Source organism: Limimaricola litoreus, from assembly GCF_024159025.1.
In the GTDB taxonomy this organism is placed as follows: domain Bacteria; phylum Pseudomonadota; class Alphaproteobacteria; order Rhodobacterales; family Rhodobacteraceae; genus Limimaricola; species Limimaricola litoreus.
Window position 1 is genome coordinate 16,098 of the sequence record NZ_JAMYXC010000298.1, and the last position, 21,027, is coordinate 37,124.

Annotated in this window: 20 protein-coding genes; 5 read left to right on the top strand and 15 right to left on the bottom strand. The window is 67.3% G+C overall.

From position 1 onward, the window contains the following. The first annotated feature begins 2 nt into the window (after positions 1–2). Positions 3–251: a transposase gene (locus tag NHG85_RS19915; protein WP_370363058.1), complete on the top strand. Its 249-nt coding sequence runs from the start codon at positions 3–5 to the stop codon at positions 249–251. 317 nt (positions 252–568) lie between these two features. Next, positions 569–790, top strand: coding sequence for a hypothetical protein (locus NHG85_RS18125; protein WP_253335043.1), 222 nt, complete (start codon positions 569–571; stop codon positions 788–790). A 16-nt stretch (positions 791–806) separates the two neighbouring features. On the opposite strand, the gene NHG85_RS18130 is transcribed toward NHG85_RS18125, so the two are convergent. From NHG85_RS18130 to NHG85_RS18175, 10 genes are all read right to left on the bottom strand, one after another. Next, positions 807–1,511, bottom strand: coding sequence for a FadR/GntR family transcriptional regulator (locus NHG85_RS18130; RefSeq protein ID WP_253335044.1), 705 nt, complete (start codon positions 1,509–1,511; stop codon positions 807–809). Then, positions 1,508–2,341 carry a sulfite exporter TauE/SafE family protein gene (locus NHG85_RS18135; protein WP_253335045.1) on the bottom strand — a complete coding sequence of 278 codons (834 nt, stop codon included), beginning with the start codon at positions 2,339–2,341 and terminating at the stop codon, positions 1,508–1,510. Before NHG85_RS18135 ends, NHG85_RS18130 begins: the two co-directional genes overlap by 4 nt. 1 nt (position 2,342) lies before the next feature. Then, positions 2,343–3,092: a DUF1028 domain-containing protein gene (locus tag NHG85_RS18140; RefSeq protein WP_253335047.1), complete on the bottom strand. Its 750-nt coding sequence runs from the start codon at positions 3,090–3,092 to the stop codon at positions 2,343–2,345. Positions 3,093–3,094: 2 nt separating this feature from the next. Continuing rightward, positions 3,095–4,879: a gamma-glutamyltransferase family protein gene (locus NHG85_RS18145; RefSeq protein WP_253335049.1), complete on the bottom strand. Its 1,785-nt coding sequence runs from the start codon at positions 4,877–4,879 to the stop codon at positions 3,095–3,097. A 23-nt stretch (positions 4,880–4,902) separates the two neighbouring features. Continuing rightward, on the bottom strand, positions 4,903–5,823 hold the full coding sequence (locus NHG85_RS18150; protein WP_253335050.1) for an ABC transporter permease: 921 nt from the start codon (positions 5,821–5,823) through the stop codon (positions 4,903–4,905). Further along, complete coding sequence (locus NHG85_RS18155) at positions 5,823–6,767, bottom strand: ABC transporter permease (protein ID WP_253335051.1); 945 nt, start codon at positions 6,765–6,767, stop codon at positions 5,823–5,825. Before NHG85_RS18155 ends, NHG85_RS18150 begins: the two co-directional genes overlap by 1 nt. A gap of 55 nt (positions 6,768–6,822) precedes the next feature. Continuing rightward, a complete protein-coding gene (locus NHG85_RS18160) occupies positions 6,823–8,334 on the bottom strand; it encodes an ABC transporter substrate-binding protein (protein ID WP_253335052.1) in 1,512 nt (503 codons plus the stop codon). Positions 8,335–8,362: 28 nt separating this feature from the next. Further along, positions 8,363–9,472 (bottom strand): ABC transporter ATP-binding protein, encoded by a 1,110-nt coding sequence (locus tag NHG85_RS18165; protein WP_253335053.1) that lies wholly within the window; start codon positions 9,470–9,472, stop codon positions 8,363–8,365. Further along, positions 9,469–10,455 (bottom strand): ABC transporter ATP-binding protein, encoded by a 987-nt coding sequence (locus NHG85_RS18170; protein WP_253335054.1) that lies wholly within the window; start codon positions 10,453–10,455, stop codon positions 9,469–9,471. Before NHG85_RS18170 ends, NHG85_RS18165 begins: the two co-directional genes overlap by 4 nt. 573 nt (positions 10,456–11,028) lie before the next feature. After that, a complete protein-coding gene (locus NHG85_RS18175; protein WP_253335056.1) occupies positions 11,029–11,859 on the bottom strand; it encodes a bifunctional allantoicase/(S)-ureidoglycine aminohydrolase in 831 nt (276 codons plus the stop codon). Between the two features lie 197 nt (positions 11,860–12,056). Here NHG85_RS18175 and puuE point away from each other — a divergent pair, with 197 nt between their 5' ends. Both puuE and NHG85_RS18185 read left to right on the top strand, forming a co-directional pair. Then, the gene (gene puuE, locus NHG85_RS18180) at positions 12,057–13,490 is read left to right on the top strand and encodes an allantoinase PuuE (RefSeq protein WP_253335062.1); all 1,434 of its coding nucleotides are present in this window, start codon (positions 12,057–12,059) and stop codon (positions 13,488–13,490) included. After that, positions 13,487–13,975: an ureidoglycolate lyase gene (locus NHG85_RS18185; RefSeq protein ID WP_253335068.1), complete on the top strand. Its 489-nt coding sequence runs from the start codon at positions 13,487–13,489 to the stop codon at positions 13,973–13,975. Before puuE ends, NHG85_RS18185 begins: the two co-directional genes overlap by 4 nt. 49 nt (positions 13,976–14,024) lie before the next feature. On the opposite strand, the gene uraH is transcribed toward NHG85_RS18185, so the two are convergent. The 3 genes from uraH to repA all read right to left on the bottom strand — a co-directional run bounded on the left by uraH (position 14,025) and on the right by repA (position 17,106). Then, positions 14,025–14,378 carry a hydroxyisourate hydrolase gene (uraH, locus tag NHG85_RS18190; protein WP_253335070.1) on the bottom strand — a complete coding sequence of 118 codons (354 nt, stop codon included), beginning with the start codon at positions 14,376–14,378 and terminating at the stop codon, positions 14,025–14,027. A 554-nt stretch (positions 14,379–14,932) separates the two neighbouring features. Further along, positions 14,933–15,916, bottom strand: coding sequence for a plasmid partitioning protein RepB (repB, locus tag NHG85_RS18195; protein ID WP_253335072.1), 984 nt, complete (start codon positions 15,914–15,916; stop codon positions 14,933–14,935). Further along, complete coding sequence (gene repA / locus NHG85_RS18200) at positions 15,916–17,106, bottom strand: plasmid partitioning protein RepA (RefSeq protein WP_253335074.1); 1,191 nt, start codon at positions 17,104–17,106, stop codon at positions 15,916–15,918. The genes repB and repA overlap by 1 nt, the downstream gene beginning before the upstream one ends. A 683-nt stretch (positions 17,107–17,789) precedes the next feature. Between repA and NHG85_RS18205 the strand changes: the two genes are divergently transcribed. Further along, entirely contained in the window at positions 17,790–18,812 is a 1,023-nt protein-coding gene (locus tag NHG85_RS18205; RefSeq protein WP_253335076.1) for a replication initiator protein A, read from the top strand. A 45-nt stretch (positions 18,813–18,857) separates the two neighbouring features. On the opposite strand, the gene NHG85_RS18210 is transcribed toward NHG85_RS18205, so the two are convergent. Both NHG85_RS18210 and NHG85_RS18215 read right to left on the bottom strand, forming a co-directional pair. After that, on the bottom strand, positions 18,858–20,291 hold the full coding sequence (locus tag NHG85_RS18210; protein ID WP_253335084.1) for a uracil-xanthine permease family protein: 1,434 nt from the start codon (positions 20,289–20,291) through the stop codon (positions 18,858–18,860). A 330-nt stretch (positions 20,292–20,621) separates the two neighbouring features. Then, a partial coding sequence (locus tag NHG85_RS18215; RefSeq protein WP_370363059.1) for an NAD(P)/FAD-dependent oxidoreductase occupies positions 20,622–21,027 on the bottom strand: 406 nt, incomplete at its 5' end.

The following is a 21,027-nucleotide window of genomic DNA, read 5'->3' on the forward strand; positions in this document are numbered from 1 at the left end:
GGATGAAGAGACGAACGTTCAGCCGTGAGTTCAAGCTTGAGGCTGTGAAGCCGGTGACGGAGCGCGGTGTCATTGGTGTCCGGGCATGCTGGGATCAGGAGCTGTTCGAGTGCGTACTGCACCGATGGAGACGCGAGGTGGAAGACGCCCCACTCGCGGGTGCTCCCCGGCCACGGGCGGGGGGTCAGCCAAGAGCAGGCCGAGGTCACTGCCCTGCGCAAGAAGGTCGCTCGTCTCGAGGCGGAGCGTGACGTCCTAAAAGACCATCCCGGGTCGGCACCCGCTTGTGCGGGATAGAAACATCGCGTGCTATGCTTGGCCTGGGGTCAGGACTTCCGTCTTGGAGCCCCGGTCGTCAATCCGGACTCTGCGCGCCATGGCTGCTGCAAATGCCAAAGCTGGCAGTTTACGAGACTTTTCCCGGATCCGGCGGCCCAGTTTTCCGGAGGCAGGTCAGTTCCAGGCCGCCCCCCTTGCCCCTTCGCAGCATGGCCGCCTTGGCAGCGTGGCGCTTTTGTGATGCGATCGCATGCGAACCCGTACCGCTCGAACCTGCAAGGAGGATCCGATGGAGCGTGCATTCGAACACGACGGCGAAGCCTGCCGGATCGAGGCGAAGCTCGAAGACGATGTCTGGCATGTCCGGGCAATGCGCGGCGACAAGGTGGTCTGCACCGCCGGGCGCGTGCCGGGGACCTACCGCCGCGACGCGGAGAGCCTCGGCGGGGCCGATCCCCTGACGGCGATGCTCGATGCCTATGAGCGCAGGATCAGGGCCGGCGAGCTCTAGGCCGCCGCGTCCGCCGTCACTCCGTGTTCAACCCGTTCTGGAGGGCCGCCTCGTGGCGGCGGACCCGCAGCATCGTGCTCGACACGGTGAGCAGGTGCTGCTCCATTTCGGCGGCGGCCTCGGCCGGGCGGCGTCCGGCGATATGCGCATAGAGCGCCGCATGCTGACGGCCCAGCGTCGCGATGCGCTCGGCCGAGAGGGTCTCGCGGCGGCGATCGGTCCATTGCGCATGGCGGCGCACCGCGCGGATCGACTGGTGGATCGTCAGGAACAGCGGGTTGTGCGCCAACTCGGCGATCTTGAAGTGGAAGATATCGTCCGCCGTTTCGTAGCCGCGCGGATCGTCTGGCGTCAGCGTCGCCTGCATCAACCGCTCCAGCACCACGAGCTCTTCGGGCGTGGCACGTTGCGCCGCATGGGCGGCCAGCGCCGGCTCGATCTCGAGGCGCACCTCCATGAGGTTGTGCGGCGTGACGGTGCGCACCAGCGTCTGGATGCCGCCGCCCGCGGGCGGCGGGGCCGCGAAGGTCCCCTGCCCCTGCCGCCGGAAGATCGTGCCTTCGGCTTCGAGCACGTCCAGCAGCCGCCTGAGCCGCGCCCGGCCGAGCCCGAGGCGGTCGGCCAGCTGCCGCTCGGGCATCACCTTGCCGTTCGACAGCAGGCTCTCGTCGCGCAGCCCTTCGCGCAGCCGATCGAGCAGCGCCTCGTCATCCCCGCTCATGCCACCCTCGTCGCCGATGCCAGATCCCATAACATGCGCGCCGATGTCAGCGCCAGAAACAACCCGAAGGAGAGACGCAGCGCGCGTTGCGGGATCGAATGGGCCAGCCTCACGCCGACGCCCGCGAATGTCGTGGTCAGCGGGATGATCACCGCCACGGCCACGAGGTTGACGTAGCCCAGCGAAAACGGCGGCAGCCCCTCGGCCCCGAGCCCGGTCAGCATGTAGATGATCGCCCCCGGCAGGCCGATCACGAAACCGATCGCCGCGGAGGTGCCGACGGCGCGGCGAATGTCGTAGCCGAGAAAGTTCAGAAGCGGCACGCAGACCGTGCCGCCGCCGATCCCCATCATCGAGGAGACCGTGCCGGCAAACACCCCGAACCCCGCCCAGGCCGGTTTCGAGAAGCCCTTGGGCGTCACCTCGCCCTTGCGGCCGCGCAGCACCATGTCGAGCGCCACCACCGCCGCCACCGCCGCAAAGACGCCGATCAGGATGCGCCCGTCGATCAGGCCGCCGGTGAAGCTGCCCAGCACCACGCCCACGAGGATCGAGGGCGCCCAGAGTTTCAGAAGGCCCGCGTCGATCGCACCCTTCTTGTAATGCCCGCGCGCCGAAGACAGCGAGGTGAAGACGATGGTGGCGAGCGATGTGCCCACCGCAAGCTGCATGGTCAGCCCCGGCTCCATGCCGGTGAGCGAGAGCGCGAAATAGAGCGCGGGCACGATGACGATGCCGCCGCCCACGCCCAGAAGCCCCGCGAGGATGCCGCCGGCGACGCCTGCCGCCACGGCGACGCCCAGAAGCGTCAGGATCGTGCCGAGATCCATCTCAGGCCCCCGTTTCGGTCGCGCGCGAGCGCGAGGCGCGGCCTTGTGCGCGGCGGCGCGCCTCGGCCTCTTCGATGGCCCGGTCGATCGGCGCGCGATCCGTGATCCCCGAGAAATTCTCGGCGGTCGGCATCGCGCCCGCGACATGCAGGTAGCGCTCGTCGGCCACATCAAGCAGGCGGCGCAGTTCGGCCAGCGGGTCGGCGTCGTCGTCGACGCGCAGCGACAGGAAAGCATACTCCTGCCCGCGGTGCACGGTCAGCCCCGCGGCCTGGCGGCCGCGTTTGTCGCCGCCCGCGTCCTCGCCCGCCTCCATCGCCGCGAGCAACCGCTCGGCCATGGAGCCTTTGGCCGTTTCATAGGCGGCGAAGGTCGCCTCGACGACCCTCGCATCCACCAGCATGTTGCCCGCGACGGAATGGGTCGTCCCGACCAGATGCCCGGCCCAGTCGATGCAATCCGCCCCGGTATGGGCCGCGAAATTGCCTTGCGCATCCATCATGTGGCACTGGCGGATCGCCTGGGCTTCGTCGCGTGCCTTGAGATCGGCAAGCACCGCCTCGGCGCCCTCGCCCGCCGCGAGGCGCTGGCGCCCCTCGACGCCCCAGAGCGGGTTGACGAAGGCCTGCGTGGCGACGGCGCAGCGCGCGCCGACGTAAGGGACGGCGGCACCGGCGGCGAAGAAACGCGAGGCGACGGCGAGGCCGATCTCGCCGGTCGCGGGGTCATGCGCGATGATCGAATAGGTCATGCTCAGCGCCCCACCGCATAGGCCTGCATCAGCCGCGGCGTGGCGGCGGCGCGGAGCATCCCGTCCGGCTCACGCAATGCCGCAGTCAGGCGACCGACGCTCCATGGCTCGGCCACGGTCACCTTGTGGCCGCGTGCGCGCAGGGCCGCGATGGTGTCATCGCCCACCGCGGGCTCGATCATCATCTCGCCGGGCTTGCATTCGCGCGGGTAGAAGGAGCCCTGGAAATGCATCGAGTGGAACAGCGGCGCATCCATGCCCTCCTGCAGATCGAACCCGTGATGCACGAAGCGCAGGAACCACACCAGCTGCCACTGGTCCTGCTGATCGCCGCCCGGCGTGCCGAAGACCAGGCCGCGCCCGTCCTTTTCCGCCAAGGTCGGCGTCAGTGTCGTGCGCGGACGGCGGCCCGGGGCGAGCGAGGTCGGAAGACCCTCGTCGAGCCAGAACATCTGCGCCCGCGAATTGAGCGGGAAACCGAGGCCCGGCACCACGGGGGAGCTTTGCAGCCAGCCGCCCGAGGGGGTCGCGGCGACCATGTTGCCCCATTTGTCGATCACGTCGAGATGCACCGTGTCGCCGCGCTTTTCCGACAGGTGCGCCATGGTCGGCTCCTGCGGCGCGGCGTCGGGGTTGCGGTCGAACTCGCGGGCGGCGCGCTCGATCGCGGCATCGGCCTGATGCTCGAAGCCCTCGATCCGGCCGGGACGCTGCTCCATCGAGGCGCTGTCCGAGATGAGCTTGGCGCGCTCGGCACCGTAGACATCCGACAGCAGCACCTGCATCGGGATGTCCGATTGCGCCGGATCGCCGTAATAGGCCTCGCGGTCGGCATAGGCGAGCTTCATCGCCTCGATGACGGTATGCACGAAGTCCGGCCCGTTGGGGTCCATCGCCGCGAGGTCGAAGTTCTTCAGGATCGAGAGCGCCTGCAACAGCACGGGCCCCTGCCCCCACGGCCCGGTCTTGTGCACCTTCCAGCCGTGGTAATCGATCGAGACCGGCGCCTCGTAGCTCGCGCGCCAGCCCGCCATGTCGGCCTTGGTCAGCACGCCGCGGTTCTTGCGCTCCGAGACGTCGTGCACCTCGGCCTCTTTGAGGTACTCCTCCACCGCCTCGGCGACGAAGCCCTCGGCCCACATCTTGCGCGCCGCGTCGATCCGCGCCTCGCGGCTGTCTCCCTCGGCCTCCGAGAGCCGCTCGTAGGTGTCGGCGAGATCGGGGTTGCGAAACAGCTCATGCGCCTGAGGCGCGCGGCCCTGCGGTGCCCAGACCTCGGCGGAGGTCGACCATTCGGTCTGGAAATACTCGACCAGCCCCTGCATCGTCGCGGCCACGCGCGGCAGCACCGGGTGGCCGTCGCGGGCATAGTCGATGGCCGGGCGCATGACATCCCCGATCTCCATCGTGCCGTGATCGCGCAGCATCAGCATCCAGCCGTCGAAGGCGCCGGGGATCACCGTCGCCAGAAGACCGGTGCCGGGGATGAGATCGAAGCCCTGCGCCTTGTAATGCGCGATGGTCGCCCCCGCCGGTGCGGGCCCCTGCCCGCAGACCACCTCGACCTTGCCCGTTTCGGCCGAGCGGAAGATCACCGGCAAATCGCCCGCCGGGCCGTTGAGATGCGGCTCGACCACCTGCAGCACGAGGCCGGTGGCCACGGCGGCATCGAAGGCATTGCCGCCACGCTCGAGGATGCCCATGCCCACGGCGGAGGCGATCCAATGGGTCGAGGTGACGGTGCCGAAGGTGCCGCGGATCTCGGGGCGGGTGGTGAAAGCGGTCATTTGAGTAACTCTTTTCCTTGAATTCAGTGTTCGCGCGGATCGAGCGCGTCGCGCAGCCCGTCGCCCAGCAGGTTGAAGCCCAGCACTACGAGGAAGATCGCAATTCCCGGCCACATCGCCATCCATGGCGCCTGGGCGAGAAAGTTCTTGGCGGTGTTGAGCATCGAGCCCCATGACGGCGCGGGCGGCTGCTGGCCCAGCCCGAGGAAGGAGAGCGACGCTTCGGCGATGATCGCGGTGGCGATGGTCAGCGTCGCCTGCACCAGAACGGGCGGCAGGATATTGGGAAAGATGTAGCGGCTCAGGATCTTGGGCGTCGACAGCCCGATCGCATGCGCGCCCTCCACGTAATCCTCGGCCTTGACCGAGATGACCTGCCCCCGCGTCAGCCGCACGAAGACCGGCGTGGCCGACAGGCCGATGGCGATCATCGCATTGGTGAGCGAGGGCCCGAGAAAGGCCGCGAGCGCAATCGCGAGGATCAGGAACGGCACCGCGAGAAGCGCCTCCGTGCAGCGCGAGATGATGCCGTCGGTCCAGCCGCCGAAATAGCCCGCGAGAATGCCAAGAGGCACGCCGAAGGCCACCGCGATGCCGACCGAGACGACGCCCGCCATCAGCGAGGCGCGCGCGCCCCAGACGAGGCGGGCCAGCACGTCGCGGCCGATCTCGTCGGTGCCGAGCCAATGCGCCGCCGAAGGCGCCTTGCGCACCGCGCCCCAGTCGGTCGCGGTCGGATCGGGGATCGGCAGGATCGGCGCGAAGACGGCCATGAGCACGAAGAATCCGACGAGAAAACCGCCCAGCATCGCGGATTTATGGCTGCGGAATTTCTTCCACACGCGGTTCTCGGGGCGCGCCGCCAGAACCGGGTCGTCGGCGACGACGGTCTGCGGGTCGATGGTGGCGGGGGTCGCGGGCTGGGCGGTCGCGGGTTGGGCCATCATTGCTTCCTCAGGCGCGGGTTCAGGACGAAATAGGCGGCGTCGGCGAGGATGTTCATGACGATGAAGCCGAGCGCGGTGACCAGCACGATGCCCTGCACCACCGCGTAGTCGCGGTTGAACACCGCATCGACCACCAGCTTGCCGAAGCCCGGGATGGTGAAGATCTGCTCGGTCAGCACCGCGCCCGCGATCAGCTCGCCGAACAGCAGCGCGGTGAGCGTCACGATCGGGGTCAGCGCGTTGCGAAACGCGTGTTTGAGGATCACGCGCCGCTCGGCGAGACCCTTGGCCCGCGCGGTGCGCACGTAGTCGGATTTCAGCACGCCCAGCATGGCCGAGCGGGTGTGTCGCATCAGCGTCGCGGCCAGCGCCGTGCCCAGCACGAAGGCGGGCATCAGCATGGTCTTGATCGAGAGCCACAGATCCTCGCCGGGCGGCACATAGCCCGAGGCGGGCAGAAGCTGCCAGTTCACCGCCACCAGCAGGATCAGCATGATGCCGAGCCAGAAGTTCGGGATCGACAGGCCCGAGAGCGCCACGACGTTGGCGATGTAATCGGTGATTGTGCCCTTCTTGACCGCCGAGAGGATGCCTGCCGGAATGCCGATGACCAGCGCGAAGATGAGCGCCATCACGGCGAGCTGGATTGTCACGGGAAGCTTTTGGCCAATGAGTTCGGTCACCGGCTGGTTGGTCCTGAGCGAGATGCCGAGATCGCCGGTCAGCGCGCCCTTGACCCAAGCCAGATACTGCACCGGCACGGGATCGTTCATGCGGTATTTCTCGCGCAGGAACTCGATCACCTCGGGGTCGCGCTCCTCCCCCGCCATGGCAAGGATCGGGTCACCCGGCAGCAGCTTTTGCAGGCCGAAGACGAAAATCGAGATCAATATGACGGTCGGGATCGCGACGACGATCCGGCGCAGGAGGAAGGCGAGCATCAGGGGCACCAGCGGTTGGGGGCCGCGCCGCGGAAAAGCGGCGCGGCCGGTCGCATCACTCGGACTTGCTCACGCCTTCGAGGCGGAACATGCCATCGGGATAGGGGGTGAAGCCCTTGATGTCGTCATCGAGCGCCCAGATCCAGGTGTCGTGGTAGATGTAGACCAGCGGCGCTTCCTCGTTGAGGATCTTGCGGGCCTCGTCATAGCTCTCCTTGCGCGTCGCCGTGTCGGCGGTCACCCGCGCCGCGTCGAGCGCGGCGTCGACATCCGGGTTCGAGAAGCCCGAGTCGTTGATGCCGCCTTCGGTGGTGACGAACTGATGGATGTTGCCGTCCGGATCGACCCGGCCCGACCAGCCGACCTGGCTCGCCACGTAGTCGCCCGCCGACTGGTCGGCCAGCATGGTGGCGAATTCCTTGGCGTTGAGCGTGATGTTGATCCCCGCCTCGGCGGCCATGGACTGCACCACCTGCATCAGCTGCATCGAGACGGGGCGGTTGGGCACCTGCACCTCGAGGTCGATGCCATCCGCATAGCCCGCCTCGGCCAGCAGTTCCTTGGCCTTCTCGACATCGCGCTCGGGCATCGGCGTGCCGCTGTCGTACCACGGCGAGTTCGGCGGGAAGGACTGGTTGCCCGGCGCGGCGGCGCCCTCGAACACCACCTGGCTGATCGCCTCGCGGTCGAGCGACAGCTCGAAGGCGCGGCGCAGGCGCGCGTCGTTGCCCCACGGGTTGTCTGCTTTGTCGCCATTGCCGACGTTGAAGGTGATGCCCTGGTAGCCGAGCGAGATCACCTCCTCGACCTGGATCTCGGGATCCTCGATGATCCGCGCCCGGTCGGTCGCGGCGAGGCGGTTGATCGCGTCGACGTCGCCCGACTGCAGGTTCGCGAGGCGCACGGTGTCGTCGGGGATCGGCAGGTAGGTGACGCTGTCGAAGTTGATCTCGTCCGCGTTCCAGTAGTCGGCGAATTTCGACAGGACGATCTTGTCCTGCGCCACGCGCTCTTCGAACTTGAACGGGCCGGAGCAGACCGGGTTCAGCCCGAAATCGGCGCCGGCCTCGGCGGCGGCGGCGGGCGAGACCATCATGCCGGCGCGATCGGCGAACTGCGCCAGCAGCGTCGCGTCGGGCTGGGCGAGGTCGATGCGGATCTCGTGGGAGCCCAGCACTTCGGTCCCCGAGATCGAGGCGACCTCGGACTTGCGGCGGCTCTCTTCCATGGTCTGCGAGCGTTCGATGTTGGCGGCCACGGCCTCGGCGTCGAAGGGCGTGCCGTCATGGAAGGTCACGCCTTCGCGTAGCTTCATGGTCAGCTTGGTGCCGTCGTCGTTCCAGCTCCACTCGGTCGCCAGCTGCGGCACCAGCTCCAGCTCGGGGGTGATGTCGACGAGTTTGTCGCACAGCGCGGCATAAACGATGCGGCCCACGAAGGTGCGCGACTGGTCGGGGTCGAGAACGTCCGGATCGCTTTCGAGTGCGAAGCGGAAATCGGCCGCCTGCGCCGAGAGCGCGGTGGCGCTCAAAAGCGCCGCGAGCAGCGTGGTCTTGCGGAAAGTCATGCGTATACCTCTGTCTGTCGGTCCAAGTTCAGGCTTCGGCGTTGGCCGCCGTTTTGGGGTTTGGTGTCGTGGCCTGCGTGGCTGCCTCGTAGAGAGCGAAGCGTCTTTGCGCGCCTTCGCTGCGCCCGGCGGCGGGGGTGAGGCCTGCCGCCGGGCGGTCTGCCGCGATGTCCTGCCAGTAATGGCAGGCGACGCGGGACTCGGTCGTTGCCGGGCCGAGCTCGGGGATGCGCGTCGCGCAATCCTCGCGGGCAAAGGGGCAACGGGTGTGAAAGCGGCAGCCCGAGGGCGGGGCCGCGGGGCTCGGTGTCTCGCCCGAGAGCGCGAGCCGGGTCCTGGCCCGGCCATGCGCGGCCTCGGGGATCGCGGAGAGAAGCGCCATGGTGTAGGGATGACGCGGGTTGGCGAAGATCTCGTCGGTCGGCCCGCTCTCGACCACCTGGCCCAGATACATCACCGCGACCCGGTCGCTCATGTGGCGGATCACCGCGAGGTCATGGGCGATGATCACCAGCGTCATGTCGAGCTTGGATTTCAGATCGTGCAGCAGGTTCACCACCTGCGCCTGCACCGAGACGTCGAGCGCCGAGACCGGCTCGTCGCCGATCACCAGCCGCGGGTTCGAAGCCAACGCACGGGCGATGCCGATCCGCTGACGCTGCCCGCCCGAGAACTCGTGCGGGTAGCGGTCGGCATGCTCGGGGCGCAGGCCGACGATGTTCAACAGCCGCGCCACCTCCTGCCGGCGCTGCGCGCGGCTCAGCTCTGGCCGGTGCGTCTCGATCGGTTCGCCCACCAGCTTGCCCACGCTCATGCGCGGATTGAGCGAGGAAAAAGGGTCCTGGAACACGAACTGCATGTCGCGGCGCAGCTCGCGCAGATCGCGTCCGCGGATGCCCGCGATGTCGCGCTCCTCGAACTCGATGGCTCCGTCGGTCGGCTCCAGAAGCCGCATCAGAAGCCGCGCGAGGGTCGACTTGCCGCAGCCGGACTCTCCTACGATGGCAAAGGTCTCGCCGCGCCGGACCTCGATCGACACGCCGTCGACCGCGCGCACCACCTTGGTCTCTGCCATGAAGCCGCCGCCGAGGTGGAAATGCTTCTTGAGCCCATCGGCCTTCAGGATCGTGTCGCTCATGCCCGGCGCTCCAATGTCTGGTCCAGAGGTGCGAAGTGGCACGCCGCGCGGTGGCCCGGCGCGACCTCGGCCAGCTCGGGACGGCTGGCGCAGACCGGCGCCGCGAAGGGGCAGCGCGAGGAAAAGCGGCAGCCCTCGGGCATCTGGCCGATGCTCGGCACCGAGCCCGGCACCGTCGAGAGGCGGCGGCGCGGGCCGGTGAGCGTCGGCACCGAGGCCATCAGCCCGATGGTGTAGGGGTGCTGCGGATCGTTGAAGATCGCCTCGGCAGGCCCGTATTCGACCACCTGCCCCGCATACATCACGGCGACGTCGGTCGCGATCTCGGCCACCACGCCGAGGTCGTGGGTGATCATGATCGTGCCCATGCCGGTCTCGGCCTGCAGCTCGGCGATCAGATCGAGGATCTGCGCCTGCACTGTGACGTCGAGCGCGGTGGTCGGCTCGTCGGCGATCAGAAGCTCGGGGTCATTGGCCAGCGCCATGGCGATCATCACCCTTTGGCGCATGCCGCCCGACAGCTGGTGGGGATATTCGTTCATCCGCTGCTCCGGTGCGGGGATGCCGACCCGGCGCAGCATCTCGACCGCGCGCTCGCGGGCCTTGGCCTTGCCGCATTTGCGGTGCTGCTCGACGGCCTCGGCGATCTGGTCGCCGATGCGGAAGGCCGGGTTGAGCGAGGTCATCGGCTCTTGGAAGATCATGGCCATGCGGTCGCCGCGCATTGCGGCGATGCGGTCGTGATCCGAGGGCGTGAAGCTGTCGCCGTCGAAGCGGATCTCGCCGGAGCCGAAGCGCACGGAGTCGCGCGGCAGAAGCCCCATCAGGGCCAGCGCGGTGACGCTCTTGCCGCAGCCCGACTCCCCGACGATGCAGAGCGTCTCGTTGCGCCCGACCCGGAACGAGATGCCCTCGACCACGTCCTGCGGCTGTCCACGAAACCGGAACTTCAGGTTCTCCACCTGCAGGAGCGGACTGTCCATACCTCGGGGGCCTCCCTCATCCGCGACCCGATCCGGCACCATTGCCAAACCCATCCGCAAACCAATGCAGGATTGGTGGCAAATCGATTGCGGTCTGGCAAGCCTGTAATTTTGGAAAATATCCAAGGCACAGCGGCTGCATCATATCGAGGCATGGGCCGGACCGGTTGGCGATTGGTTCGACACCGCGTGTTCGAGTACAGACCGGGACGGGGATGCCACATGGACATGCGGCCCAGGACTCCACCATTGGTTGTGCCGGACATTCGACCGCCCTGCCCTGCCCCATGAGGCGGGGGGCAGCATCGGCGCTCCGAGCACCGGGCGGTGGCGCGGGACCTCAAGCGTTCCGCTTTCGGACGCCGTCGCACCACAAGCCTCGGGCGGCAATCTGGAATCCGGCCGGTTCCTTGCGCTGGCGGACACCGGGCGGCCGGTTGCGGGGCAGATCAGACATGCCAGCGGAGAGTTGGCCGGAATGCCCCCCGCGATGGTCGGGCCTACAGACCCACGGCGCCTCCAACACCGTCACGAACAGCCCGGCTCACCTTCCGGATGCGCCGGGCCCTGTGCTCAACGGCGCGGCAGGAAGGCCGCGTGGCGGTTCACGTCCTTGTAGAGGAGGTAGCGGAACGGCCCCGGCCCGCCCGCGTAGCAGGCCTGCGGGCAGAAGGCGCGCAGCCACATGAAATCGCCCGCCTCGACCTCGACCCAGTCGCGGTTGAGCTTGTAGACCGCCTTGCCCTCAAGCACGTAGAGCCCGTGCTCCATCACATGCGTCTCCTCGAAGGGAATGACGCCGCCGGGCTGAAAGGTGACGATGGTGACATGCATGTCATGGCGCAGGTCGGCGGGATCGACGAAGCGGGTCGTGGCCCAGCGGCCCTCGGTGTCCGGCATTTCCGTCGGCGTGACTTCGGCGTCGGAGCTGATGATCGGATCGGGGCGTCCCAGCCCCTCGACCGGCTCGTAGAGCTTGCGGATCCAGTGAAACCGCGCCGGCTCCGCGCCGCGGTTGCGCAGGCTCCACCCCTTCCCCGCCGGGAGATAGGCAAAGCCCCCCTGCCCCAGCAGATGCGTCCGGCCGTCCAACGACAGCTCGACCGCGCCGCCGACCACGAAGATCACCCCTTCGACACCAGGCTCGGTCTCGCCCCGGTCGCTGCCGCCGCCAGGCCCGACCTCCATCACGTATTGCGAGAAGGTCTCGGCAAAGCCGGTGAGCGGGCGCGCGATCACCCACAGGCGCGTGTCGTCCCAGAACGGCAGGTAGCTGGTCGTGATGTCGCGCATCGTGCCCGCGGGCAACACGGCATAGCTTTCGGTGAAGACGGCGCGCCCGGTCATCAGCTCGGTCTGCGCCGGGTGCCCCCCGGCCTGTGCGAAATAGCTGCGCTCGGTCATGTCGATCTCCTGTGGGGTCGCGGGCCAGTCTCGCATGGTCCGGCGAGGCCGGGCTAGCACCGGAGCCCCGCAAGGTATTTCAGCCTGCGCTTGATAATCACGCAGTCTGTAGGCGAGACAGCTTCAAAATAAATCCGTGCAGCCGGGCGGACCAGCCGCCGCTATGTTGGCAGAGACAGAACAAGGAGACCCCCCGCGTGACCCGCTATCCCCGCGACATGATCGGCTACGGCGCCGAAACCCCCGATCCGAAATGGCCGAACGGCGCCAAGATCGCCGTGCAGATCGTGCTCAACTACGAAGAAGGCGGCGAGAACAACATCCTGCATGGCGACGCGGGCTCCGAGGCGTTTCTCTCCGAGATCGTGGGCGCCGCCCAGTGGCCCGGCCAGCGCCACTGGAACATGGAATCGATCTACGAATACGGCGCGCGCGCCGGGTTCTGGCGGCTGCACCGGATGCTCAAGGACCTCCCGGTCACCGTCTACGGCGTCGCCACCGCGCTGGCGCGCAGCCCCGAGCAGGTCGCGGCGATGAAGGAGGCGAACTGGGAGATCGCGTCGCACGGTCTGAAATGGATCGAGTACAAGGACGCCGACGAGGCGCATGAGCGCGCCGACATGGAAGAGGCGATCCGCCTGCACACCGAGGTCGTGGGCGAAGCCCCGCGCGGCTGGTACACGGGCCGCTCCTCGGACAACACGGTGCGGCTGGTGGCCGAGAACGGCTCCTTCGCCTATGCCGCCGACACCTATGCCGACGACCTGCCCTACTGGTCGCGCTTCGGCGATCGCGACCAGCTGATCGTGCCCTACACGCTCGACGCCAACGACATGCGCTTCGCCACGCCGCAGGGCTTCAACTCGGGCGACCAGTATTTCTCCTACCTCAAGGACAGCTTCGACTGCCTCTACGAGGAGGGGCTCGAGGGCGCGCCGAAGATGATGTCGATCGGGCTGCATTGCCGCCTCGTCGGCCGTCCCGGCCGGGCGCAGGCTCTCAAGCGCTTTCTTGATTACGCGCGAGGGCATGAGGGCGTCTGGTTCGCCACGCGGCTCGAGATCGCCGAGCACTGGGCCGCGACCCACCCGCCGGTGGCGCGCGAGCGGCCCTCGGAGATGGACCGCGATAGCTTCTTGGCGCGCTTCGGCGGCATCTTCGAGCATTCGGCCTGGATCGCCGAGCGGGCGCATGACCTCGAGCTGGGCCCGGCGCATGACACCGCCGTGGGCCTGCACAACGCGCTCGCCCGCGCCTTCCGCTCGGCCAGCGACGAGGAACGGCTCGGCGTGCTGACCGCGCACCCCGATCTCGCGGGCAAGTTGGCCGCGGCCAAGCGGCTGACGGCGGAGAGCACCGCCGAGCAGGCCAGCGCCGGGCTTGACGCGCTCACCGACGCGGAGCGCGCGCGCTTCACCGAGCTCAACGACGCCTATGTCGCCAAGTTCGGCTTTCCCTTCATCATCGCGGTGCGCGATCACGACAAGGCGGGCATCCTCGCGGCCTTCGAGGCACGCATCGACAACGACCGCGACACCGAGTTCGCCGAGGCCTGCCGGCAGGTCGAGCGGATCGCGCTGCACCGGCTGAAGGCGACCCTGTCTCCGGCCGGAGGCGGGGACCGGTCATGAGCCGCGAGATCCGCACCGAGCCGCTGACGCGTGAGGCCTTCGCCCCCTTCGGCGACGTGATCGAGGCGGCAGGCCCGCCCGACAAGATCATCAACGAGGGGCTCTGCGGCCGGCATCACGATCTTGCCCGGCTCGATTTCGGGGAAGGTGGCCGCGCCGGAATCTCGGTCTTCGACGCCGAGCCGCGCGCGCTGCCCTACAAGCTTGACCTGCTGGAGCGGCACCCCGAGGGCAGCCAGGCCTTCCTGCCGCTCAGCCTCTCTGCCTTTCTCGTCATCGTGGCGCCCGACGACACAGGCCGCCCCGGCACGCCGCGGGCCTTCGTCACCACGCCGGGGCAGGGGGTCAATCTGCTTCGCAATACCTGGCACGGCGTGCTGACGCCGCTCGCGGCGCCGGGGCTCTTTGCCGTCGTCGACCGCATCGGTCTCGGCGCGAACCTGCAGGAGCACCGGCTCGACATGCCGTGGCAGATCACGGATTGAACTCGAATGAGGCGCGATGGCCGGTTCTGACGGGCCATCGCCGACCGTCTCAGCTGCCGCGATAGGTCGAATAGCCAAACGGCGAGACCAGCAGCGGCACGTGGTAATGATCATCCTGCGACATGCCGAAGCGCAGCGGCACTTCATCCAGAAAGCGCGGGCTCTCGGGCGCCACGCCGCAGGTGTCGAGATAGTCCCCCACCGCGAAGACCAGCTCGTATGTCCCCGTTTCGAACTCGGCCTCGGGCAGGATCGGCGCATCCGTGCGCCCGTCCGCGTTGGTGACCATCTCCTTGATCACCCGCCGCGTTTCCCCCTCGATCCGGGCGAGCGTGATCCGCATTCCGGCCGCGGGGCAGCCGCGCGCGGCGTCGAGGACATGGGTGGTCAGGTATCCGGGCATTGGTCTGGCTCCTTGCAATCTCATCGGCCCCGGCGCTTGGGGGCAGCATTCCGCGTAGCCTAGCGCAGCCGGTCTCACCGGGAAAACCGCTGCCTGCGCTATGGGTCTTTCAACTTTCTGCCGGGCCTGTTCGGAGGGTGACACAGAGGGAAGAATGTTCGGCGCGCATCTCTCTTCGCAGCCGATAGCTGTGGTATGGGCTGCGCTTTCGGGTGTCGGGTTACGCATTGCAGGCATGATGCGGTTCGTTTCAAACATCTCGCCTGTGGTCAGAAGTTGACCGCGGTCAACCGCGGAGACTTGGAACACTTGCGAAGAGTTGGCCGCGGTCAACCATGTGCATGGGCTAGAAGATGCAACAATGGTCGGGATCAATGAGCCCGGGCCGTCCGAGTTGACCGCGGTCAACTCGGACCATCCGGGCGGTAGGAACGACACGCGCATTCGCTCGAAGCATGCCCCGTCCTTGACCGGTGACAAGAAAACCCCTCCCGGGTCGGGAGGGGCAGGGGCCAGCGCAGGGTCTGGTCGTCTGGGACCGAAACCGGGTCGTCTCAGTCCTGGGCGGTTTCGGCCTGCCATTCGGCATGCAGGCGGCGCAGCAGTGTCTCCGCTTCCGCTTCAAGCCAATCGCCGAAGGCAGGGTGGTCGCGCTTCGAGACTTTCAGGGAGATCGCCTTCGCATCGCCGCGCAGCTCCGCGACGGGTTTTCCATCGGCCAGGGACAGCACCCTTCGGGCAGTCGCCGCAGGCAGCGCGGGGGGGGCTTCAGCGCGACGCAGCCGCGCGAAATGCGCTGTCAGATCGGCCAGCCGACGGTCCGATCCAATGTCCTTCGACAGGACGGTCTCGGCCTCGGCCACCGGATCGGCCACGATATCCGCGCGCAGCAGATCGGCGAGGTCCATCCATTTGCGGCGGCCGCTTTCGGGCGCGGCGCCGATCAGCTCGATCAGCGGATAGGGCAGGGTGTCGGTCACGCTCTTCATCTTCGACAGCGCCGTCTTGTCGATGCCGAGGGCGGCAAGGATGATTTCGGTCGCGTAATTCGAGGCCCGCATGGCGGCGGCGAAGCTTGCTTTCTCGATGAAGCTCGGGTTGCGGCGCAGGTTGTTTTCCTGGCCTTGGGCCACGAGGGCCTCTTCCTCGTCCAGCGTGCGGATGATTGCCTTGGCCTTGATCCCGAGACCGGCCAGCGCGGCCAGCCTGCGCCGCCCGTAGACGACCTTGAAATGGCCCGGCCGGTCGCGGGTGGGGCGCACGAGGATCGGCACCTGCTGCCCATGCTGCCGCATGCTCTCGCGCAGCGCGGCGATGCCCTCGTCCTCGATGCTCAGACGATCCGCCAGCGCGCTGCCCTCGATCCGGGCAGGATCGATCTCGCGGATCGAGTTGCTCAGAAGGTCATTGCCCATGATGCCCACCGGCCCGCGCCCGATCGCCTCGGGCATGTCGCGCCGCGCAGGCGTCTGGCGCGGCGCGGGGGAGGGGGCTTCGCTCGCCACGGGCTCGGTCTGAAAGATGTTCTTGCGTCCCATCAGGCGGCCCTCCCCCATGCCTTGTGCAGCTCGCGCTCTAGTTCGGCGGAGACGAGGTTGATCGATTCCAGCGCCCGGTTCAGCGTCGCGCGGTTCACCTGCGCGCGGTCGATTTCGTAGATCGTGTCGCTGGTCAGCCCGGCGTCGGCGATGGCGGTCGATTTGAGGAAGGGCGAGGTCATCACCCGCCCCGGAAAGATGTTGCGCAGGAAAGCCGAGACCTGCGTCTGCGGCCCGTCCGTCGGCTCGTAGCGGCACAATAGGTAGCGCATGAAATCATAGTCGAACTCGCCGCCCGCATTGGCGATCTGCGTCAGTGCAGAAGAGGCCATGGTCATGAACTGCGCGAGGCTGGCGACGTCGATCATGTTGGGGATCACCGGCACTACGAGGCTGGTGGCCGCGGTCATCGCGGTCAGCGTCAGAAAACCGAGCTGCGGCGGGCAATCGACGAAGACGAGGTCGTAGCGATGGTCGACGGTGCTCAGGGCCGAGCGCAGCCGGGTATAGAAGGGCTCGGGGTCGCCGTGGCGCAGCGCCGTCGGGGTCTCGGTCTCGTATTCCGACAGGATCAGCCCGCCGGGGCAGAGGTCGAGCGAGGGAAAATGCGTTGGCCGGATCACCTGCTCCATGCCGATGCGCCCCTCGTCATAGCGCAACACGTCGTAGATGGTGCCGCGCTCGTAGAGATCGATCTCGGGGCGCAGCCCCATCAGCGTGCTGAGCGAGGCCTGCGGATCCATGTCGATGACGAGGACGCGGTACCCCTTGAGCGCGAAGCGCTGCGCGAGATGCACGGTGGAGGTGGATTTGCCCGAACCGCCCTTGAAGGTGATGGCGCAGATCACCTGCATCTGTTCGCCCTCGCGCCGTCCCGGAAGATAGGCCAGCGGGTTGCGCGCCTGTTTCGCCAGGGCTTCGCGGATCTCGATCAATTCCTGCGCCGTGTAGAGCTTGCGCCCGGTGGTGCCACCGGTGACTTCGGGGATCTTGCCGTCGTGATGCAACTTGCGCAGGTTCGCGGTGGAGACTCCGAGCAGCTCGGCGGCTTCAGCCGAGGAAAAGGGCCGCAGTACCTTTTCGCTATTGGGCGCGAGGTTGCGCAGGATGTGGCTGGACAGCTCGTTGGCCAGATCCTCCGCATCCGCGATCATGGTCTCATGGACGTTTCGCCCGTTTATCTCGATCATCCCATGCATCGATGGTGAACCTCCTGCTCGGCTCCGCCTTCGGTAACGCAAGCATCGGCCCATGCGTCAAAAGCGGTTACTTTTCGAAAAGGGGATACACGCAATCTCCATGTCCGCCGCATGGCTTTCGCGTTGGCAGGATTTCTCAAGGCATTTGTTGCTCCAGTGCCATAACAGTTCGCTTCAACCTGGTCGCAGTCTCGGACATTTGGGGGACAGAACGACTTATCCACAGCCCCGGGAGTTAATAGGTGTTAAGACTCTGTGTTAAGGACGGCGTTGGCGCTGTATTCGTTTTTGCTATCAGTGACTTACATGTATCAACTATGTGTGAAGTGACGATGCGGTCTGTGTGAAGTGACGCTGAACCACGTGTGGAGTCACGTTGCGCCCGGGCGCATTCAGCCTGCTGCCAATCAGGCCAAATGTAGCAGATCCATGGGTGAAGTGACGATCTCGACAGCATTCATGTGTGAAATGACGACGACGGCGTCTCTATCTGGGCGATGTGGAATCGCGATTCTCGACCTTCCGAGGCCTTCCATGTGTGAAGTGACGTTCCGAGCCCCGTATCCATGTGCAAAGTGACGTTTCTCTCCCGGTCTATGTGTGAAGTGACGATGTTTTCTTGACAGCCTGTGTGATGTGACGTTTCCGTGGGGCGACCTGTGTGAAGTGACGATATGAACAGCCCGCTCCTGCCCGACCGTCATCCGGAACCCGACTTCTTCGTCTGCGACGTGCTCGACGCCGCGCCGAAGGGCGACATCGGCTCGATGGAGCATCCGATCTTCTCGCTGTCGACCAAGCCCGACCTGAGGCCGCGCCGCTACGAGCATCGCGGCATCGTCGTCGAGATCAAGCCAAGCTCGGACGGCCTCGCCACGGTGCATGACCGCGACATCCTGATCTTCTGCATCAGCCAGATCATCCGCGGAATGAACGAGGGGCGCGAGGTCAGCCAGCTGGTCCGCTTCCAGGCCGCCGATCTTTTGCGCGCGACCAACCGCGAGACTTCGGGGCGTGGCTACCAGCTTCTCAAATCGGCATTGGAGCGGCTGGCCGGTACGCGGATCTCGACCAATATCGTCACCGGTGGCGAGGAGACCTTCGAGACCTTCGGCCTCGTCGAGCGGGCCAAGGTCGTGCGCGAGACGCGCGAGGGGCGGATGCACGAGGTCGAGGTCAAGCTTTCGGACTGGGTCTTCAACGCGATCAAGGCGCAGGAGGTCCTGACGCTCTCGCGCGATTACTTCCGCCTGCGCAAGCCGCTGGAACGCCGCCTCTACGAGCTGGCGCGCAAGCATTGCGGTCATCAGTCCGAATGGAAGATCGGCCTGACCCTGCTGCACCGCAAATGCGGTTCGGGCTCCAAAAGCTACGAGTTCAAGCGGCTGGTCGGCGCGATCATCGCCGAGGATGTCGAGCACAGCCACATGCCCGACTACTCGGTGCGCTTTTGCGAGGACGAGAAGCACGTGATCTTCCGCAGCCGGGGCACGGTCACCCATGCCGAAACGGAAGACATCCGCATCCCGCCGCTGGATGCGGATGTCTACGAGACGGCGCGGGCGCTCGCGCCGGGCTGGGACGTGCGGGTGATCGAGGGCGAATGGCGGGCCTGGCTCACCGAGCCGCCCCGCAACGCCGAGGCGGCCTTCCTTGGTTTCTGCCGCAAGTGGTACGAGCGGCGCGGCGCCCCCTGAGCGCGGTGGGGCAGGGGGCACCGCTGGCGTTTCACTCCGAAGCTTTCAGTGTTCGGGCGTGTTCAATGGCATCGGGCGCACGCCCGGGGCGGTTTGCGCCGAAGAGCGCTCGTCGGCCAGCGCCTCGGGCAGGACGAGGTTCAGCACGATGGCGAGGAAGGCCGCGGGCAAAAGCCCTGAGGTGAGCAGCACGCGGGCCGTCTCCGGCAGGTACTGCACCGCCTGCGGCTCGAGCTGAAGACCGAGCCCAAGGCTCAGCGAGACGGCGAGGATCACCATGTTGCGCCGGTTCCATTCGACTTCGGAGAGCATCGAGACCCCGGCGGCGACCACCATGCCGAACATCACGATGACGCCGCCGCCGAGCACCTCGATCGGCACGGTGCGGATCACCCCGCCGACCTTGGGCACCAGCCCGCAGATGATGAGAAAGACCGCGCCGCAGGTGACGACGTGGCGGCTCATCACGCCGGTCATCGCGATCAGCCCGACGTTCTGGCTGAACGAGGTGTTGGGCAGGCCGCCGAACACGCCCGCGAGCGCGGTGCCCAGACCGTCGGCAAAGGTCGCGCCCTCGATCTCGCGGTCGGTCGCCTCGCGTCCCGCGCCGCCCTTGGTGATGCCCGATACGTCTCCCACCGTCTCGACCGCCGAGACAAAGGCCATGAGGCAGAAGCCCAGGATGGCCGCGATGGTGAAATCCACCCCGTAGCGGAACGGATCGGGCAGGGCGAAGGCGGCGGCGTTGTTCCACGACCCGGCGATCGCCTCGGGCGTCAGGATGCCCACCGCCAGCGCGTAGGCATAGCCGGCCAAGAGGCCCAGAAGCACCGCCGAGACGGCGAGCATGCCGCGGGCGAAGAACTTCAGCCCCAATGTCACGAGGATCACCACGAAAGCCGCCGACCAGTTGAGCGCGGAGCCGTATTCCGCCGCCCCCGATGCCTTGGCCGGGACGCCGCCCGCCGCATACTGGATGCCGACCTGCACCAGCGCGAGGCCGATCAGCGTCACCACCAGGCCGGTGACCAGCGGCGGCAGCGCAAAGCGGATGCGGCCGATCACGAGGCCAAGCGCCGCATGGAACAGCCCGCCGACGATGATGCCGCCATAGAGCGCGGCCAACCCGTCGATGCCCTTGCCCGCGACCAGCGGGATCATGACGGGCAGAAAGGCGAAGCTGGTGCCCTGCACGATCGGCAGCGCCGCGCCGACGCGGCCCACGGTGACCGTCTGAAGAAGCGTGGCGATGCCCGCGAACAGCATCGACATCTGGATCAGGTAGAGCAGCTCCGGGAAATCGGCGGAGTTGGAGCCAAAGCCGAAGCCCGCGGCCCCTGCGACGACGATCGCCGGTGTGACGTTGGCGACGAACATCGCCAGCACGTGCTGGATGCCGAGCGGGATCGCCTTGTGAAGCGGGGGGGTGTAATTCGGGTCGCGGAGCTGGTCCGGGGTTCCGATCGAAGTGTCGGCCATGATGCATTCCCTACTGGCGGCGGCGGGACCGATCTTGATGCCGGCTCCGCCCTGGTCGCCCGAACGGCGCGCCGTTCGGGCAGCGGTGTCGCGAAGCGGCCGGTCCGCGCGCGGGGACGATGGCCCGGCAAAGCAGAGGTCGGGTCGATCGTCCCGCGCAGTCAGGAAGACACGGCGGCCCTTCTGCGACGGTCACAGCGTAACCCGTCCCCGCGCGGGAATTCATGAAGAAATAATTGAAGATCCCTCAGGCATATGCCTCACGATACGACGTCTGCCCGATCCGCGAGCCTTGCGCACGGATCGGCGGCGGCAGATGCAAAAAGAAGGTCAGCAGAGCGGTTTTACCTTGCCGCTGAGCCGCGCGCCGAACGTCAGGGTGCCCGGCATGGCCGCGATCAGTCCGCCGAGCCCGGCAAAGCGCGTGGGCCGCATCGCAAGATGGGCAAAGGCATTGGCGGCGCGGATGCGGGTCGAGAACTGCCTGCGCCATGCCGCGTGATAGCGCGCGCCCGCCCGGTCGCGCGCATCCGCATCGGCCAGATCGCAGCCATCGAGCGCGCGCGACAGCAACCAGCCCGACTGGATCGCCATGGAAATGCCCTCGGCGATCACCGGATGCGCCTCGCCTGCGAGGTTGCCGACGCGGAACACGCCATCGGCGTGGCAGGACCGCAGGGCGGGGCGGATCGGTCCCGCCGCGAGCCATGGCCCGTCGCGCCGCGCGCCGTCGAGC

Bases quoted from the DNA above. Each gene is read 5' to 3' on its own strand.
- NHG85_RS19915 (WP_370363058.1), top strand. From the start codon at position 3: ATGAAGAGACGAACGTTCAGCCGTGAGTTCAAGCTTGAGGCTGTGAAG.
- NHG85_RS18125 (WP_253335043.1), top strand. From the start codon at position 569: ATGGAGCGTGCATTCGAACACGACGGCGAAGCCTGCCGGATCGAGGCG.
- NHG85_RS18130 (WP_253335044.1), bottom strand. From the start codon at position 1,511: ATGAGCGGGGATGACGAGGCGCTGCTCGATCGGCTGCGCGAAGGGCTG.
- NHG85_RS18135 (WP_253335045.1), bottom strand. From the start codon at position 2,341: ATGGATCTCGGCACGATCCTGACGCTTCTGGGCGTCGCCGTGGCGGCA.
- NHG85_RS18140 (WP_253335047.1), bottom strand. From the start codon at position 3,092: ATGACCTATTCGATCATCGCGCATGACCCCGCGACCGGCGAGATCGGC.
- NHG85_RS18145 (WP_253335049.1), bottom strand. From the start codon at position 4,879: ATGACCGCTTTCACCACCCGCCCCGAGATCCGCGGCACCTTCGGCACC.
- NHG85_RS18150 (WP_253335050.1), bottom strand. From the start codon at position 5,823: ATGGCCCAACCCGCGACCGCCCAGCCCGCGACCCCCGCCACCATCGAC.
- NHG85_RS18155 (WP_253335051.1), bottom strand. From the start codon at position 6,767: ATGCTCGCCTTCCTCCTGCGCCGGATCGTCGTCGCGATCCCGACCGTC.
- NHG85_RS18160 (WP_253335052.1), bottom strand. From the start codon at position 8,334: ATGACTTTCCGCAAGACCACGCTGCTCGCGGCGCTTTTGAGCGCCACC.
- NHG85_RS18165 (WP_253335053.1), bottom strand. From the start codon at position 9,472: ATGAGCGACACGATCCTGAAGGCCGATGGGCTCAAGAAGCATTTCCAC.
- NHG85_RS18170 (WP_253335054.1), bottom strand. From the start codon at position 10,455: ATGGACAGTCCGCTCCTGCAGGTGGAGAACCTGAAGTTCCGGTTTCGT.
- NHG85_RS18175 (WP_253335056.1), bottom strand. From the start codon at position 11,859: ATGACCGAGCGCAGCTATTTCGCACAGGCCGGGGGGCACCCGGCGCAG.
- NHG85_RS18185 (WP_253335068.1), top strand. From the start codon at position 13,487: ATGAGCCGCGAGATCCGCACCGAGCCGCTGACGCGTGAGGCCTTCGCC.
- uraH (WP_253335070.1), bottom strand. From the start codon at position 14,378: ATGCCCGGATACCTGACCACCCATGTCCTCGACGCCGCGCGCGGCTGC.
- repB (WP_253335072.1), bottom strand. From the start codon at position 15,916: ATGGGACGCAAGAACATCTTTCAGACCGAGCCCGTGGCGAGCGAAGCC.
- repA (WP_253335074.1), bottom strand. From the start codon at position 17,106: ATGATCGAGATAAACGGGCGAAACGTCCATGAGACCATGATCGCGGAT.
- NHG85_RS18205 (WP_253335076.1), top strand. From the start codon at position 17,790: ATGAACAGCCCGCTCCTGCCCGACCGTCATCCGGAACCCGACTTCTTC.
- NHG85_RS18210 (WP_253335084.1), bottom strand. From the start codon at position 20,291: ATGGCCGACACTTCGATCGGAACCCCGGACCAGCTCCGCGACCCGAAT.